This is a genomic window from Kineococcus endophyticus (assembly GCF_040796495.1).
In the GTDB taxonomy this organism is placed as follows: Bacteria; Actinomycetota; Actinomycetes; order Actinomycetales; family Kineococcaceae; genus Kineococcus; species Kineococcus endophyticus.
Genome location: NZ_JBFNQN010000002.1, coordinates 183,506 through 197,835, shown reverse-complemented (window position 1 = coordinate 197,835; position 14,330 = coordinate 183,506). Strand labels below are relative to the sequence as shown.

At 74.2% G+C, this 14,330-nt stretch carries 18 protein-coding genes; 11 read left to right on the top strand and 7 right to left on the bottom strand.

The annotated features are described in order from the left end of the window. Positions 1–287 precede the first annotated feature (287 nt). Positions 288–1,166: a hypothetical protein gene (locus AB1207_RS03240; RefSeq protein WP_367636346.1), complete on the bottom strand. Its 879-nt coding sequence runs from the start codon at positions 1,164–1,166 to the stop codon at positions 288–290. Positions 1,167–1,241: 75 nt separating this feature from the next. Here AB1207_RS03240 and AB1207_RS03235 point away from each other — a divergent pair, with 75 nt between their 5' ends. Beyond that, on the top strand, positions 1,242–1,688 hold the full coding sequence (locus tag AB1207_RS03235; RefSeq protein WP_367636345.1) for a hypothetical protein: 447 nt from the start codon (positions 1,242–1,244) through the stop codon (positions 1,686–1,688). Positions 1,689–1,698: 10 nt separating this feature from the next. Here the strand turns inward: AB1207_RS03235 and AB1207_RS03230 are convergent, their stop codons facing one another. From AB1207_RS03230 to AB1207_RS03220, 3 genes are read right to left on the bottom strand one after another with little or no spacing between them, the layout of a single operon-like run. After that, positions 1,699–2,382 carry an HAD family hydrolase gene (locus tag AB1207_RS03230; protein ID WP_367636527.1) on the bottom strand — a complete coding sequence of 228 codons (684 nt, stop codon included), beginning with the start codon at positions 2,380–2,382 and terminating at the stop codon, positions 1,699–1,701. A gap of 17 nt (positions 2,383–2,399) precedes the next feature. Beyond that, positions 2,400–2,876, bottom strand: a complete 477-nt coding sequence (locus AB1207_RS03225; protein ID WP_367636344.1) for a DUF4383 domain-containing protein — start codon at positions 2,874–2,876, stop codon at positions 2,400–2,402. A gap of 27 nt (positions 2,877–2,903) precedes the next feature. Beyond that, on the bottom strand, positions 2,904–3,995 hold the full coding sequence (locus tag AB1207_RS03220; RefSeq protein ID WP_367636343.1) for an FUSC family protein: 1,092 nt from the start codon (positions 3,993–3,995) through the stop codon (positions 2,904–2,906). 85 nt (positions 3,996–4,080) lie between these two features. Between AB1207_RS03220 and purD the strand changes: the two genes are divergently transcribed. Genes purD through AB1207_RS03205 form a run of 3 tightly spaced genes read left to right on the top strand, consistent with a single transcriptional unit; the run spans position 4,081 to position 7,258 of the window. Further along, positions 4,081–5,358, top strand: a complete 1,278-nt coding sequence (gene purD / locus AB1207_RS03215) for a phosphoribosylamine--glycine ligase (protein ID WP_367636342.1) — start codon at positions 4,081–4,083, stop codon at positions 5,356–5,358. Next, complete coding sequence (locus tag AB1207_RS03210; protein WP_367636341.1) at positions 5,355–6,245, top strand: phosphoribosylaminoimidazolesuccinocarboxamide synthase; 891 nt, start codon at positions 5,355–5,357, stop codon at positions 6,243–6,245. The genes purD and AB1207_RS03210 overlap by 4 nt, the downstream gene beginning before the upstream one ends. Continuing rightward, positions 6,242–7,258, top strand: coding sequence for a hypothetical protein (locus AB1207_RS03205; RefSeq protein ID WP_367636340.1), 1,017 nt, complete (start codon positions 6,242–6,244; stop codon positions 7,256–7,258). The genes AB1207_RS03210 and AB1207_RS03205 overlap by 4 nt, the downstream gene beginning before the upstream one ends. A 51-nt stretch (positions 7,259–7,309) precedes the next feature. On the opposite strand, the gene AB1207_RS03200 is transcribed toward AB1207_RS03205, so the two are convergent. Further along, on the bottom strand, positions 7,310–7,483 hold the full coding sequence (locus AB1207_RS03200) for a CsbD family protein (protein WP_367636339.1): 174 nt from the start codon (positions 7,481–7,483) through the stop codon (positions 7,310–7,312). A gap of 118 nt (positions 7,484–7,601) precedes the next feature. Beyond that, positions 7,602–8,081: an Asp23/Gls24 family envelope stress response protein gene (locus AB1207_RS03195; protein WP_367636338.1), complete on the bottom strand. Its 480-nt coding sequence runs from the start codon at positions 8,079–8,081 to the stop codon at positions 7,602–7,604. A 253-nt stretch (positions 8,082–8,334) separates the two neighbouring features. On the opposite strand from AB1207_RS03195, the gene AB1207_RS03190 reads away from it, so the two are divergent. From AB1207_RS03190 to AB1207_RS03160, 7 genes are all read left to right on the top strand, one after another. Continuing rightward, positions 8,335–8,937 (top strand): Asp23/Gls24 family envelope stress response protein, encoded by a 603-nt coding sequence (locus AB1207_RS03190; protein ID WP_367636337.1) that lies wholly within the window; start codon positions 8,335–8,337, stop codon positions 8,935–8,937. Between the two features lie 60 nt (positions 8,938–8,997). Next, positions 8,998–9,789, top strand: a complete 792-nt coding sequence (locus AB1207_RS03185) for an MIP/aquaporin family protein (protein ID WP_367636336.1) — start codon at positions 8,998–9,000, stop codon at positions 9,787–9,789. A gap of 94 nt (positions 9,790–9,883) precedes the next feature. Beyond that, positions 9,884–10,285, top strand: a complete 402-nt coding sequence (locus AB1207_RS03180; RefSeq protein ID WP_367636335.1) for a hypothetical protein — start codon at positions 9,884–9,886, stop codon at positions 10,283–10,285. 66 nt (positions 10,286–10,351) lie between these two features. Continuing rightward, positions 10,352–10,678: a hypothetical protein gene (locus AB1207_RS03175; RefSeq protein ID WP_367636334.1), complete on the top strand. Its 327-nt coding sequence runs from the start codon at positions 10,352–10,354 to the stop codon at positions 10,676–10,678. A 31-nt stretch (positions 10,679–10,709) separates the two neighbouring features. Beyond that, positions 10,710–11,120 carry a CidA/LrgA family protein gene (locus AB1207_RS03170; RefSeq protein WP_367636333.1) on the top strand — a complete coding sequence of 137 codons (411 nt, stop codon included), beginning with the start codon at positions 10,710–10,712 and terminating at the stop codon, positions 11,118–11,120. Then, on the top strand, positions 11,117–11,812 hold the full coding sequence (locus tag AB1207_RS03165) for an LrgB family protein (protein ID WP_367636332.1): 696 nt from the start codon (positions 11,117–11,119) through the stop codon (positions 11,810–11,812). The genes AB1207_RS03170 and AB1207_RS03165 overlap by 4 nt, the downstream gene beginning before the upstream one ends. A gap of 25 nt (positions 11,813–11,837) precedes the next feature. Beyond that, positions 11,838–12,788, top strand: a complete 951-nt coding sequence (locus tag AB1207_RS03160; protein ID WP_367636331.1) for an ABC transporter substrate-binding protein — start codon at positions 11,838–11,840, stop codon at positions 12,786–12,788. 15 nt (positions 12,789–12,803) lie between these two features. Here the strand turns inward: AB1207_RS03160 and AB1207_RS03155 are convergent, their stop codons facing one another. After that, the gene (locus AB1207_RS03155; RefSeq protein WP_367636330.1) at positions 12,804–14,321 is read right to left on the bottom strand and encodes an MFS transporter; all 1,518 of its coding nucleotides are present in this window, start codon (positions 14,319–14,321) and stop codon (positions 12,804–12,806) included. Positions 14,322–14,330 lie beyond the last annotated feature (9 nt).

The following is a 14,330-nucleotide window of genomic DNA, read 5'->3' as shown; positions in this document are numbered from 1 at the left end:
GACGACCGACAGCACCACGCGAAGCTGTCGGGGGACGACGACAGCCGGATGACCGCTGTCACCGCCTGCAGGCTGGTCGAGGCGAACAGGACGGTGCGCAACCCCCGGCCCGTCGTCCACGTGCAGCGCGGCTGCAGCCCGGTGAGGTCGGGGGCATCCGGCTGCTTCAGCCTCCCTCGACCCTGGCAGAGGAACTCGTCCCTGCGAGCCGTCCTGGAGGGTTGCACCCCGCTCGGCTCAGGGGGCGCCGAGGGAGTTCTCGGCCGGCACGCGGTCGCCGACCAGCGTCACCTCCGCCACCACCGCTTCCGTCCCGGTTCCGGACGCGTCCGGTACGCTGCGACCACCTCGTCGACCGTCCGTCCCAGGACGAGGCGGAACCACTCGACGTCCTCGGGCTGGTGCTGCTGCGCGAGTTCCTGGCGACCGTCGACGGTCCGGGTGATCGACCACAGGCCGGGCGAGGTCCGGACGTCGGAGGGGACCAGGGGTTCGGTGAACGCCTCGTACCCCTCCACCTCCCGGGCGACGGCAGCGACGAGCCACAGGTGCGCGACGCCCACGGGGCGCAGGCTCCCGCGCCGGCCTCGCGGGTCGTCGACGAGGGTCATGGTGTCGATCCGTCGCGCGACCCACGTCCCGTCGCCGACCCGGAACCGGCAGACGGTGTCGGTGTGCAGGTCGACCACCGCCCCGAACGCGGCCAGGGCGTCGACGGTCTGCGTGTCCAGCAGCCGTGCGGCGACCGTCCGCTCGCGCTCCCGCAACTCCCGTTCCCGGCGTTCGGCCGCGACGGGTGCCCACCGCCGCTCCAGGGCACGGCGGTCGAGGGGCTCGCCCGCGCGCAGCCGTTCCAGCAGCCAGTCGGAGTCCATTTGCGTCCAGTACGCGTGGAACAGCTCCGGCGTCCCCTCCCGCACGGGCAGGTCCGCCAGCGTGCGGTACCGCTCGTCCCACACGCGGCCCCCGCGCCCGGAGGACCACACGGCGAACGGCACGCCGTTCCAGTGGCACACCCACGTCCACGTGTCGGGCGCCGAGACGTCCGGCCAGGCGGTCCGCAGGAGCTCGGCGACGCTCGCGTCGTCGGCGACCTCCAGGGTGCGGTGGTGGGGGACGGCGTCGTCGCCCATGGCGACGCTGTCGCGGTCGACGCTAAGGTGCACGTCGTCATCCTCGCGCGGTGGTCCCGTCGTGCCGGTTCGGCCGCGCGGAGGCGAGAGGGCTGGCACGGTGGGGACGTGCCCTCGACAGGACCCCGTCCCCGCGCACCGCGGGACCCGCTGCTGCTCGCGCTCCTGGGGCTGCCCGCTGTTGGGGCGGTGACGACGCTGGCGGTGTCGGCGCACCTCACGAGCTGGGACGTCTCCACGGAGAGTGCCCTGATGGTCGTCTTCTCCGTGGTCTCGACCGTGTGGTCGGTGCTGCCCTTCGCCGCCGCGGTCGCCGTGGGGCTGTCGGTGCGCCGGCACTGGCGCGGGGGAGCGGCTGCGGTCGTCGTCGGGGACGTCCTGCTCGTCGCCCAGACGGTCTGGTTCCTGTCGGACGTCCTGACCTCGGAGTCGTCCACGGCGGTCCTGGGCCTGCTGTTCGCGCCCGCCCTGCAGGCCGCGCTCGCCGGGGTGACCCTGCTCGCGGCGATGGGGCTCGCCCGCCTGCGGGGACGGGGCCGCCCGCGCACCGCGTGAGGCCCGTGAGTCAGCGCAGGAAGACGCCCAGCTCCCGCAACGACGTCATGCGCTCCGCCTCGTCGGCGGGCCCCTCCCCGTGCCGGTCCAGGTGCACGGCGCTCAACCCCGCCGCCCGGGCGCCGACGACGTCGACGGGGTGGTCGTCGCCGACGTGCAGCGTGCGCGCGGGGTCGGCGCCGACGGCCGCGCAGGCGGCGTGGAACACCTCGGGACGGGGTTTGGCCAGGCCCAGCTCGCCCGCCGTCAGGACGGGGCCGACCCGGCCGCTCAGACCGAGGGCCTCGAGCTTGGCGTGCTGCTGCTCGGGCACGCCGTTGGTGAGGAGGGCGACGCTCACGCCGGCCGCGGCGACGGCCGTGAGCGCGTCCTCGACGTCGTCGAAACCCCTCCAGTGCGCGCGGTAGCGCACGAGGTACTCGTCGTGGAACTGCGCGTCCAGGACGGCGTCGTCGCCGACCGGACGGCCCACCAGGGGCAGGAACTCCCGCAGCCGACGGCGGCGGTGCTCGTCGTGGGGGACGAGGCCGTCGCGCCACGCGCGGTGGTGGCGCTCCTCGGCGTCGTGCCAGGCGGCGTGCAGGGCCGGCGTCGGCTCGCGGCCGCACGCCCGGACCCAGTCGTCCACCGCGGCGCGGGAAGCGCCGCGGTGGTCGAAGAGGGTGCCGTCGAGGTCGAGGACGACGGCCTGCAGGCGAGGCCCGGGACGGCTCAGAAGACGCCCAGCTGCTCGACGTGCTTCTTCCGGGTCGCCCAGGCGCCGCCCAGGATGACGACGAACAGGGCCAGGTGCAGCCAGTTGCTCGCCACGTTCACCGGCAGGTCCGTACGGGAGGCGTTGACCATGAGACCGGCCCCGCCGAGCCCCGCGGCCAGGTAGGCCAGGGCGACCCAGACGACGACCTTGTGGGCCTGCCGGGGCGATCCCGAGAAGGCGAGGATGGCCAGCCCGAACAGCACCTGCACACCGATGACGACGGCCGACGTGCGGAACAGCCCGAAGAGGTTCGCCTCGGAGGAGTAGAAGCCCATCTGCGAGTAGTTCGACGTGATCCCGGGGACCGCGCCGAGGACGGCGAGGGCCAGGACGAGGACGGCGATCGCGCGGGCGTACCCGCAGACCGGGCCGCCGGCCTCGGCGGGGTTCGCGGACTCGATCGCGAGGGGCTCGTGCGCGGGAGCGTTCATGGTCCCCATCATCCCCGACGGTGACGCTCAGTGCGGCAGCAGCCGGTGCGCCTCGGCCGCGCCCACGCCTTGCGCCTGCAGCAGGTCCACGACCGTCGAGCGCAGCTGCGCCACGACGACCGTCGCCGACAGCGACTCGGCCCCCAGGGTGCGGGGGCCGAGCGTGACCGCGAGCTCCTGCAACCCCGCTACGGCCGGCGTGAGGGTCTCGCCGGCGTAGGCGGGTTCGCCGGTCGAGCGCACGGCGGCCGCGAGCTGCTCCATCGCCCCGGCGAGGGAGTCCGGCAGCTGCTCGTCGTACTCCAGCGCCGTGCTCACCCGGCGCAGGGCGACCCGCACGTTGCGGGTCGCGCGGTCCATCCCGGCCTGCAACTTCTTCTGCTGCACGATCTCGCTGCGCCCCCGCCGGCGCAGGGGGGACAGCCGGTGCACCTCCTGGCCGGCGTTGACCGACTGCGACCAGCCGTCGAGCTCGGTCTGAGTGCTCCGCGCCCGGGACAGCACCTCCTCGGCCTTGGCCGCGTCGTGCTCGCGGACGGCGGCGGCCGCGTCCTCGAGGAGGTCGGCGAGCTGGCCTGCGTAGGCCCGGGCCCGGCCCCGCACGTCACGGCGCGGGTCCGGTGGCAGCAGGGCCGCCACCCCGAGCGCGACGACGACGCCCGTCATGGCGTCCAGCCAGCGCGCCCCGCCCGTGCTCCCCGGCATCGGGGGGTAGGCCACGATGAAGCACGCCTGCAGCGCCGCCTGGTTCACCAGGAGGATCCCCGAGTCCAGGAAGCGGGCGATGAACATCGCCGCCACGACGATGCCCGCGATCTGCAGGGGCCCACGGCCGACGAGGTGCACGATGAGCGTGCCGAAGATGACCCCGATGGTCACCCCGACCCCGAGCTCGCCGACCCGCCGCAGCCGCTGGTTGTTCTGCACCCCGAGGCACACGACGACGGCGACGCAGGCGAAGACGGGGTACTGCTGGTCCCACAACGCCTGGGCCAGGAGCCACGCGATGCCCGCGCCGAGCCCGCACTGCACGATCTGCCACCACGAGCCCTGCCAGCGCTGCCAGCCGGTCCGGAGCCGGCGGCGCAGGCTGAGCGCGAAGGGGATCGTGCGGGGCACGGCCCGATCCTGCCGCACCCGGTCCCGGCCGCGCGGTGGACGCACGGTCGGGGCGGCCGCCCCGGAACCTCTACCCTCGGTGCCCGTGGAGGTCCTCGTCATCGGCTCCGGTGCCCGTGAGCACGCCCTCGTCCGCGCCCTGCTCGACGACCCGGGGGTGGATCGCGTCGTCGCGGCCCCGGGCAACGCCGGCATCGCGCTCGTCGCCCCCGTCGAGCCCGTCGACGCGACCGACCCCGACGCCGTCGCGGCGCTCGCCGGCCGGCTCGGTGCGGACCTCGTCGTCGTCGGCCCGGAGGCCCCGCTGGTGGCGGGGGTCGCCGACGCGGTGCGCGCCGCCGGCATCCCGGTCTTCGGTCCGTCCGCGGAGGCGGCCCGCCTCGAGGGCTCCAAGGCCTTCGCCAAGGAGGTGATGGCCGCGGCCGGGGTGCCGACGGCCATGGCGCACCTGTGCACGACAGAGGAGGAGGTCGCGGACGCGCTCGACGCGTTCGGCGCTCCGCACGTCGTCAAGGACGACGGTCTCGCCGCGGGCAAGGGCGTCGTCGTGACCTCCGACCGCGAGGCGGCCCTCGCCCACGCCCGCACGTGCCTGGCGCACGGGCCGGTCGTCGTGGAGGAGTTCCTCGACGGTCCCGAGGTGAGCGTGTTCTGCCTCACCGACGGCACCTCGGTGGTCGCACTGGCCCCGGCCCAGGACTTCAAGCGCGCGCTCGACGGCGACGAGGGCCCCAACACCGGTGGCATGGGCGCCTACTCGCCGCTGCCGTGGGCGCCCGCCGGTCTCGCCGAGGAGGTCGTCGAACGCGTCGCCCGCCCGGTCGTCGTCGAGATGGCCCGCCGCGGCACGCCGTTCTCCGGGGTCCTGTACTGCGGCCTCGCCCTCACCTCCCGGGGGACGCGGGTCATCGAGTTCAACGCCCGCTTCGGCGACCCCGAGACGCAGGTCGTCCTGGCCCGGCTGGCGACTCCGCTCAGCACGGTCCTGAACGCCTGCGCCACGGGCACCCTCGACACCCAGCCGGACCTGCGCTGGCGCGAGGAGGCCGCCGTCACCGTCGTCCTCGCCGCCCCCGGGTACCCGGAGGCGCCCGTCACCGGCGGGACCCTGCGCGGTCTGGACGCCGCCGAGGCCGTCGGCGGGGCCGCCGTGCTGCACGCCGGGACCTCGCCCGCACCCGACGGGACGGGCATCGTCAGTTCCGGCGGACGCGTGCTGTCCGTCGTGGGCACCGGAGCCGACCTGCACGCCGCCCGCGCCAGCGCCTACGAGGCCGTCGAGCTCCTCGACCTCGAAGGGGGCCGGTTCCGCCGGGACATCGCCCTGGCGGCCGCGAACGGCACGACGGGGGCGCAGGCGTGAGCGTCGTCGAGCTCGAGGGCTGGACCCACCGCTACTCCGGCAAGGTCCGCGACCTGTACGAACCCGCCGAGGGGTCGGACCGGGCCGGCGACGGCACGGTCCTCGTCGTGGCGAGCGACCGGATCTCCGCCTACGACCACGTCCTGCCCACGCCGATCCCCGACAAGGGCAAGGTCCTCACCGCCCTGTCGCTGTGGTGGTTCGAGCAGCTGACCGACCTCGTGCCGCACCACGTCGTGTCCACGGACGTGCCGGCCGCGGTGGCCGGTCGCGCCATGGTGTGCCGGCGGCTCGACATGTTCCCGGTCGAGTGCGTCGCCCGCGGGTACCTCACCGGCTCCGGCCTCGTGGAGTACCGGCGGGACTCCACGGTCTGCGGCGTCCCGCTGCCCCCCGGCCTCGTCGACGGGTCGCGGCTGGACGAACCGGTCTTCACGCCGGCGACGAAGGCCGAACTGGGCGAGCACGACGAGAACGTCACGTTCGAGCACGTGGCCGCCACCGTCGGCGCCGACGCGGCCGCGGAACTGCGCGACCTCACCCTCGCGGTGTACCGCCGGGCCGAGGGCATCGCCCGCGACCGCGGCATCGTCCTGGCCGACACGAAGCTGGAGTTCGGCCGTGCCGACGGCGTGACCGTCCTCGGCGACGAGGTGCTCACCCCGGACTCGTCCCGGTTCTGGCCCGCGGAGACGTGGGAACCCGGCCGGGCCCAGCCCAGCTTCGACAAGCAGTTCGTGCGCGACTGGCTGACGTCCCCGGCGTCGGGGTGGGACCGGGGCGGCGTCGAGGCGCCGCCGGAACTGCCCGCCGAGGTGGTCGAGCGCACCCGCTCGCGGTACGTCGAGGCGTACGAACGGCTCACCGGGCAGACGTTCGCGGGGTGAGCCGGGCTCCCCGCGGGCTGCGCCTCGTCCGCAGCACCAAGGCCGTCCAGCACCTCACGACCTTCGTCGTCGCAGGCGTGTCGACGATCCTGCTGACGCGGCTGTACCTCGCGCTGACCGGGTACCCGCAGATCGGCGGCGACACGGGACTGCACGTGGCGCACGTCCTGCCGGGCGGGCTGCTCATGCTGGCGGCGATGTGGTTGCAGTTCTCCTACGTCGGGCCCGGTCCGCGTCCCCTCGCGGCGCTGCTCGGGGGCGTGGGGTTCGGGTTGTTCATCGACGAGGTCGGCAAGTTCGTCACGTCCGACAACGACTACTTCTTCGCCCCGTCGGCCGCGATCATGTACGTGGTGTTCACGGGTTTCGTCGTCGGTGCGCACTTCTGGCGACGACGCGTTCCCCTGTCGGACGCCGAACGCGTCGCGAACGCGGCCCACGTGCTGGTGGACGGGCTCGCGGGACGGTTGTCCGCTCAGCGCCGGGCCGAGGTGCTGCACTCCCTCGACGGCCTGGACCACCCCCGGGACGCCGTGGGCGTCGCCGAGGTGCGGGAGCTGCTGGAACGGGTGGAGACGCGCACACCGGCCGTCCCGCAACGGTTCGAGGAGCTGTGGCAGCGGGTCGGCGAGGGTTTCACCCGGCTCGCGTCCTCCCGGTTCGCCCTCCCCGTCATGGGAGTCCTGCTGCTCGCGCAGATCGCGTGGGCCCTCGCCGTGCTCACAGAGCTCGTGCTGAGCCGGACCCCGCACGGGGTCGCGGTCGGCGGTGTCCTGGTGGGAGCGGGTGCCTCGACCGTGTTCACCGCGACCGGGTTGTGGCAGGGGCGCCGGCGCGGGCGTCGCGCAGCGGTGGAGTCCTTCCAGCGGTCGGTGCTCACGTCCCTGCTGCTGACGCAGGTGTTCCTCTTCGCCGTCTCGCAGTTCGCGGCGACGGCCGGGCTCCTGGTGGACCTCGCACTGCTGGGGCTCGTCAACGCCGACCTCGCTCGCCTGCGCCGCGCGGACCGCTAGACGTGCCAGGGGGCCGGACCTCCCCGTCCGGCCCCCTGCGCTCGAGTGTCGTCAGCGCTTGAAGGCGTCCTTGACGTCCTCACCGAACTGCTTGGTCGACGCCGAGGCCTGGTCCTTCTGACCCTCGGCCTCCAGCTTCTCGTTGTCCGTGGCCTTCCCGACGGCTTCCTTGGCCTGGCCGGCCAGCTTCTCGGCGGCGTTCTTGGCCTTGTCGGCGATGCTCATGGAAATCTCCTCTTCTCGGGTTCTCCAGTGGGACCACCGGCCGGTGCCGGTGGGGGGTTCGTGTCGTACCGGCGTCCGCCGGCACGGAGTCACTGCCAGGTATCGGTCAGGGCACGGGTCACTGCACGCGGGTGACGTGCTTCTCCTCGTCCTGGTCGTCGTCCTCGGGCAGGTGGATGTCGGAGACCTCGATGTTCACCTCGGTGACCTGCAGGCCGGTCATGCGCTCGACCGAGCTGATGACGTTGCGGCGCACGGCGGAGGCGAGGTCGGCGATCGGGGCGCCGTACTCGGCGATGAGTTCGATGTCGACGGCGGCCTGGCGTTCGCCGACCTCGACGGAGACACCCTGGGAGTGGTTCACGCGCCCGCCGGGGATGCGCTCGCGCAGGGCGCCGACGGCGCGGGCGGCGCCGCCGCCGAGGGCGTGGACGCCGGAGATGTCGCGGGCGGCGATGCCGGCGATCTTGGAGACGACGGTGTCGGCGATGGTGGTGGCGCCGTGGTCGCTGCCGAGACCGGAGCCCTGGCCGGACGTCCCGCGGCCGGCGCCGGTGGCAGCGGTGGTGGGACGGGGCGTGGTGGCGGTGTCAGCCATGGTTCCTCCTGTGCTCCGGGTGAGGGGCCGGTCGTCTCGGTGCGGCCGGTCGGTTGCGCTCACGACGGGTTGGAGCCGTCGGGCCGGGAATCGTCACGGTCCTGTTCCTGTGACGTGCATCACACTTCTCAAGCCGGGTCGGTGTGGCGCACGTCACACGGAGGGGTCCGTGACGTTCCCCCCGGACGGTGCTCTGACACGGCGTCGTCCACCCGTCAGGCGGAAGCGCCGCCGACCGAGAGGGAGGAAACCCGTGACCGACGAGACCGTCCGCCCCGCAACCGCTCCCGAGCCCGGGACCGCCGTCCCGGTGGTCGTGGACCGCCCTTCTGCCGGGGGTGCGGACCCCTGGCGACCCGGCACCACGAGCTCGGGGGAGAACTCCCGCGCGCCCCGCACGACGATGACCGACACCGTCGTCGCCAAGATCGCGGGGATCGCGGCGGCGGGTGTCCCCGGGGTGCACCGTCTCGGTGGCCCGGTCGACCGTGCGCTGGACCGCGCTCTCGACGGCGTGCGGGACGGGGTGCTGCGCGGACTGCAGCGAGACCTCGGCGACGCCCTGGACGACCTCGCGCCGGACCCCGTGCTGGACCCGGGGTCGGACGGACGGGACGCCCATCGCGGCGTCACCGTGCTCGTCGGCGAGCGCGAGGCGGCGGTCACCGTCGAACTGACCGTCGAGTTCGGCGTCTTCGTCGACGAGGTGGCCGCGGCGGTCCGCCGCGAGGTCTCGGCGGCCGTGCAGCGCATGACGGACCTGCGCGTCCGCGAGGTCGACGTCCGCGTCGCCGACGTCCACGTCCCCGCAGCAGGACCGTCCGACGGACCCGCCGGAACCCCACCCGCGCACTGAACCCCGTCCTGGAACCACCGTCACCACCATGAGATCCCGAACCCCGGAAGAGGAGTTCCCGTGACCACTCGCAGTTCCTCCGACCGCCTCGACGTCCGTCGCAGCGACCGCCCCGAGGTGGACCCGCAGGGCCTGTTCGGCAGCAGCCCCGGGACCCGGCTGGTGCGGTCGGCGACCGCCGAGGTCGTCGGCACCTCCGTCCTCGTCCTCGCCGGCACGGCCACCGCCATCGGTGCCGGACGTGCCGACGCCGTCTACGAGCTCGTGGCCGTCGTGCTGGCCTTCGGCATCGCCCTCGCCGCGATGGCCGCGACGCTCGGCCACGTCTCCGGATGCCACCTGAACCCCGCCGTGACGCTGTCCCTCGCGGTCACCCGGAAGTTCCCCTGGAAGGCCGTGCCGGCCTACGTGGTGGCGCAGCTGCTCGGGGGTGTCCTCGGGTCGCTGGCCGCCTGGGGCGTCTACGCGGGCAGCGGCCGGGAGGTCGTCGCCCTGTCCGCCACCGTCCCCGCCCAGGGGGTCGGGACGGGACAGGCGTTCTTCGTCGAGGCCGTCGTCACGTTCGTGCTGGTGCTCGTGGTGATCTCCGTGGCCACCGACGAGCGCGTCCCCGGCGGGCTCGCCCCGCTGGCCGTCGGCGCCGCCCTGGCGACCGCCATCTTCATCGCCGGCCCGATCACCGGTGGTGCCGTGAACCCCGCCCGCGCCTTCGGCCCGGCCGTCGTCTCCGGCACCACGACGTCCCTGTGGCTGTACCTCCTCGCCCCGGTCGTCGGCGGTCTCGTCGCCGCGGTCCTCTACGACCGGCTCCTGAAGCCGACCGCCCCGCCCGCGCCGGTGGAGGCCCACTGACCCGCGAAGACCTCCAGGGGGCGGGGTCCACCGACCCCGCCCCCTCCGCCGTCCGGAAGCACCTCTCCCGCAGCGCACACCGAAGGAGCAGACCGTGTACCGCACCCGTGCCTCCGCGTCCCGCTACCCCACGTCCCGCAGGCCGCGTGTCGTCCGCGCGTCCACCGGTGCGCTGCTGGTCGTCCTGACCCTGCTGCTCGTGCTGGGTCCCGTCCTCGGCCTCGTGGGGGCCGCGGCCGCCGCCGGCCCGCTCCTGCAGGTGCCGTACGCGAGCATCACCGCCGTCGTGGTCCTCGGGGTGCTCGTCGCCGCGGCGTGCGTCCTCGCGGCGTACCGGACGTCGGTCGGCTGGCTCGGCTGGACCCTCGTGGTCGTCGCCGTCCTGCTGACGCTCCTCGCCTCGCTGTGGCCGTTGCTGGCCACCGGCGACGCGGCCGTGGACAGCGCCCGCGACATCTGGCCGTGGATCGTCCAGCTCGTCCGGGACGTCGCCTGAGCGTCGTCCCCCGGACGGCCGGTGGTCGAGAGGCGATCACCGGGGTGGGGGAGGACAGTGGCGCGCATGACGCTGCTGGCCCCCGAACCCCGACCCGCCACGACCCCTGCGCCGGAAGCGGATCCGGTCCTCGGTACCGGTCTGGACACCACGTCCCTGGACACCACGTCGGCGACGTTGCTGACGTGGTGGGACCGCCTCCCGCGGGGTCGTCGTGAGCAGATCCTCTCCCTCTCCCCGGACGAGGTGCTGCCCCGTTCGGTGGCTGCGGAACTCCAGCGCCTGGGCGTCGAGTGCCCGCTGACCCTCGTCGCCGAGGACCTGCGCCAGGTGCGCCGGGCCATGCCCCCGCGGGCGCTCCTGGAGCTGATCGAGCGCGAGCGCGGTCGCTGACGGCGTCCTGACCGACTGGCACCCTGGGGCGGTGCCCGGAACCCCGCCACCGCCACCCGAGCCCGCTCGCGGGTGGGCCCACCACGTCCCGGCCGTCCTCGCCGGGTTGGCGCTCCTGCTGGGGTTGCAACTGGCCGGCACGGCGCTCGTGGAGGTCACCGGTATCCCGGTTCCCGGCGCCGTGGTCGGCCTCGCCGCGCTCCTGGCCCTCGGGGCCCGGTGGCGGGGCGTGGTCGCGCGGGCCGAACCGGCGGGCACGCCCCTGCTCAAGCACCTGCAGCTCCTCTTCGTCCCGCCCGGTGTGGGGGCGCTGACGCAGCTGTCGACGCTCGTGCAGAACGCCGGCCCACTCGCCCTGGCCGTCGGGGGATCGTTCGCGGCGGGCCTGGTCGTGGCCGGCACCCTGCTCCAGAGGCTGTTGCGCCGCAGGGTCAGTGCATGAGCGCGCTCGTGCACGCGCCCGGTTTCGGGCTGTTCCTCACCCTCGCCGCGTACCTGGGGGCGGGGGAACTGCACCGTCGGTTGGGCAGGCCCGCGCTGCTGGCCCCCGTGCTCGTGGCGATGGTCGTCGTCGCGGTCGCCCTGGAGCTCCTCGGCATCGGCTACGACGAGTACCTCGCGTCGGTGTCCGTGCTCACCCTCCTGCTCGGACCCGCCACCGTCGCCCTCGCCCTCCCGTTGCTGCGTTCCGGCCGCGCACTGCTCGCCGACCGCGGGGCCGTCCTCCTCACGCTCCTGGCCACCGGCGCCGTCAGCGTCGCCGTCACCGTCGCCGCCCTCGAGCTGTGGGGGGCCTCCGACGCGCTCGTCCTCACGACGTTGCCGCGCTCGGTCACCACGCCCGTCGCGCTGACCCTCGGTCAGACCATCGGGGCCAGCACGACGCTGGCGGTCGTGCTCACGCTCGTCTCGGGCGTCCTGGGTGCGACCGTCGGGCCGTGGCTCCTCGACCGGGTGCGGGTCGTCGACCCACGCGCCCGCGGGTTCGCGGTCGGCATGGTGTCGCACGGCATCGGCACCTCGAGGGCTCTGGCCGAGTCGGACACGGCGGGCGGCTGGTCCAGCGCCGCGATGGTCCTCAACGCCCTGGCCATGACCGTCGTCCTGCCCGTGGTGGCTCGCGCGTTCTCCTGACCATGGTGAGGATAGGCTCACCTGCGTGCTGCGACCGCGTCTCGCCCTCGTCCTGTCCGCCGGCCTGCTCCTCACGGGGTGCTCGGCGTCGACCTCCACCCCGGACCCCTCCTCCGCGTCCGCCGCCGGACCGGCTGCGCCGGAACGGGTCGTTGAGCACGCTCGGGGTCAGACGCGGGTGCCGGCCGCCCCGCAGCGGGTGGTCGTCCTCGAACCCGTCCAGCTCGACACCGCCGTCGCGCTCGGGACGACGCCCGTCGGCGCGGCCGTGGCGAGCAACGTGACGGGGGTTCCCGCCTACCTGGGGGTCGGCGACGCCGTGGAGCCGGTCGGCACCGTCCCCGAACCCGACCTCGAGGCGATCGCGGCGCTGCGCCCGGACCTCGTGCTCGGCACGCAGACCCGCCACGGGCAGCTCTACGACGCGTTGAGCCGCATCGCCCCGACCGTCTTCATGGCCTCGCAGTCCGACCCCTGGCAGGAGAACGTGCGGCTCGTGGGGGAGGCCCTCGGCAAGGTCGACCGCGCCGAGCAGCTCCTCGACGGGTTCGAGGCGCGGTGCGCCGAGGTGGCGCAGGAGCACGGCCTCGGTGGGACGGGCACGGCGCCGGTGACGGCGAACCTGCTGCGTCCCCGCGACGGCGGCACGTTCAGCCTCTACGGGCCGACGTCCTTCGCCGGCAGTGCGCTGGAGTGCACCGGCCTGGACCTCCCGGACCGCGACTGGGGTGGCGGCATCCAGGTCGACCTCTCCGCGGAGAGGGTTCCGGAGGCCGCGGCCGACCACCTGTTCGTGCCGGCCGACCCCGGGTCCCTCGACGACCCGGCGGTGGTCCCGGCCCTCGTCGCGGGGAACGCGGGCGCGTTCGGAGCGGTGCACGTCGTCGACACCTCGTACTGGATCTCCGGTGTCGGGCCGCTCGGCGGTCGCCGTGTCCTCGACGACGTCGACCGGATCCTCACCGCGGCGTCCTGAGCAGTTCTCCGGACCTCAGTGCGCGGTGCTCGGCGCGGGGATCGCGGCGAGGCCGGCCAGGCGTTCCTGCCGCACCGAGTGGCGGTTGACGAGGGTCGCGGAGACGACCGCGACGAGCAGCACCGCGAACGCACCACCGGCGAACGCGACGTGGTACCCGTGCAGGACGGCCTCGGCGGGAGTTCCCCCGGCGCTGCGCACGGAACTGGCGAACACCGTCGACAGCAAGGCGGTGCCGATCGACCCGCCGATCTGCTGGAACGTGTTGACGCTCGCGCTGGCCGCGCCCGCGTCCTCGCGCGCCACCCCGCTGGTCGCGGTGTTCATGGCCGAGGAGATGGTCAGCCCCATCCCCAGGCCGGTGACGACGAGCGCGGGCAGGACGGTACCGGCCCAGGTGCTGTCCACGTCGGTGCGCAGGAACAGCAGGATGCCGGCCGCGGCGACGAGACCTCCGCTGCGCAGCAGCACCTTCGGTCCGACCCTCGGCAGCAGGCGCGGGGTGATCTGCGTCGCCGCGGTCATGATCGACAGGGGCATCGGCAGGAACGACAAACCGGTCTCGAGGGAGGAGAAACCGAGGGTCTGCGTCAGGTAGTAGGTCAGGAACAGGAAGATCCCGAACATCGCGACACCGACGAGGCCGATCGCCGTGAGCGCGCCACCGCGGTCGCGGTCGCGCACGATCCGCAGCGGCAGCAGCGGGTGCGACACCCGCGACTCGACGAGGACGAACAGGGCGACGAGCACGACACCGGCCGCGAGCGAGGCGATGGTCACCGGGTCCGACCACCCGTCGGTCTCCGCGGAGGAGAACCCGTAGACGATGCCGACGAGGCCGAGCGTGATGGTGACCGTGCCGACGAGGTCGAGCCGCGGCCGCGGACCGCGTGCCTGCTTCGGCATGAACAGCAGCGCCCCGAGGACGCCCACGACGGCGAAGACGACGTTGACGTACAGGCACCAGCGCCACGAGGTGTACTCGGTGAGCACACCACCGAGCAGGACGCCCGTCGCCGCGCCGGAACCGGCGATGGCGCCGAACACGCCGAACGCGCGGGCACGTTCGGCCGGGTCGGTGAAGGTGGTCGTGAGCAGCGCGAGCGCGGAGGGGGCGAGGAGTGCGCCGAACACGCCCTGCAGCGCACGGGCCGCCACGAGCTGGGAGAAGTCCTGCGCCAGCCCGCCGACGACGGAGGCCGCCGCGAAACCCGCCAGGCCGAGGACGAACAGGTTCTTGCGCCCGAACAGGTCCCCGAGCCGGCCGCCGAGCAGGAGCAGCGAACCGAACGCGAGCGAGTAGGCCGTGACGATCCACTGCCGCTGGTCGTCGGCGAACCCCAGCTGCTGCTGGGCCGAGGGCAGGGCGATGTTGACGATGGTCGCGTCGAGGACGACGGCGAGCTGGGCGATGCCGATGACCGCCAGGACGATCCAGCGGTGGTCCCGGGCGGCCCGGTGCTGCGGGGCCGCGGGCGCGGGGGCAGTCACGTCGGGGGCCGGGCCGGTGCGTGCGGAGGGGGTGGAGCTCATGGAGTTCTC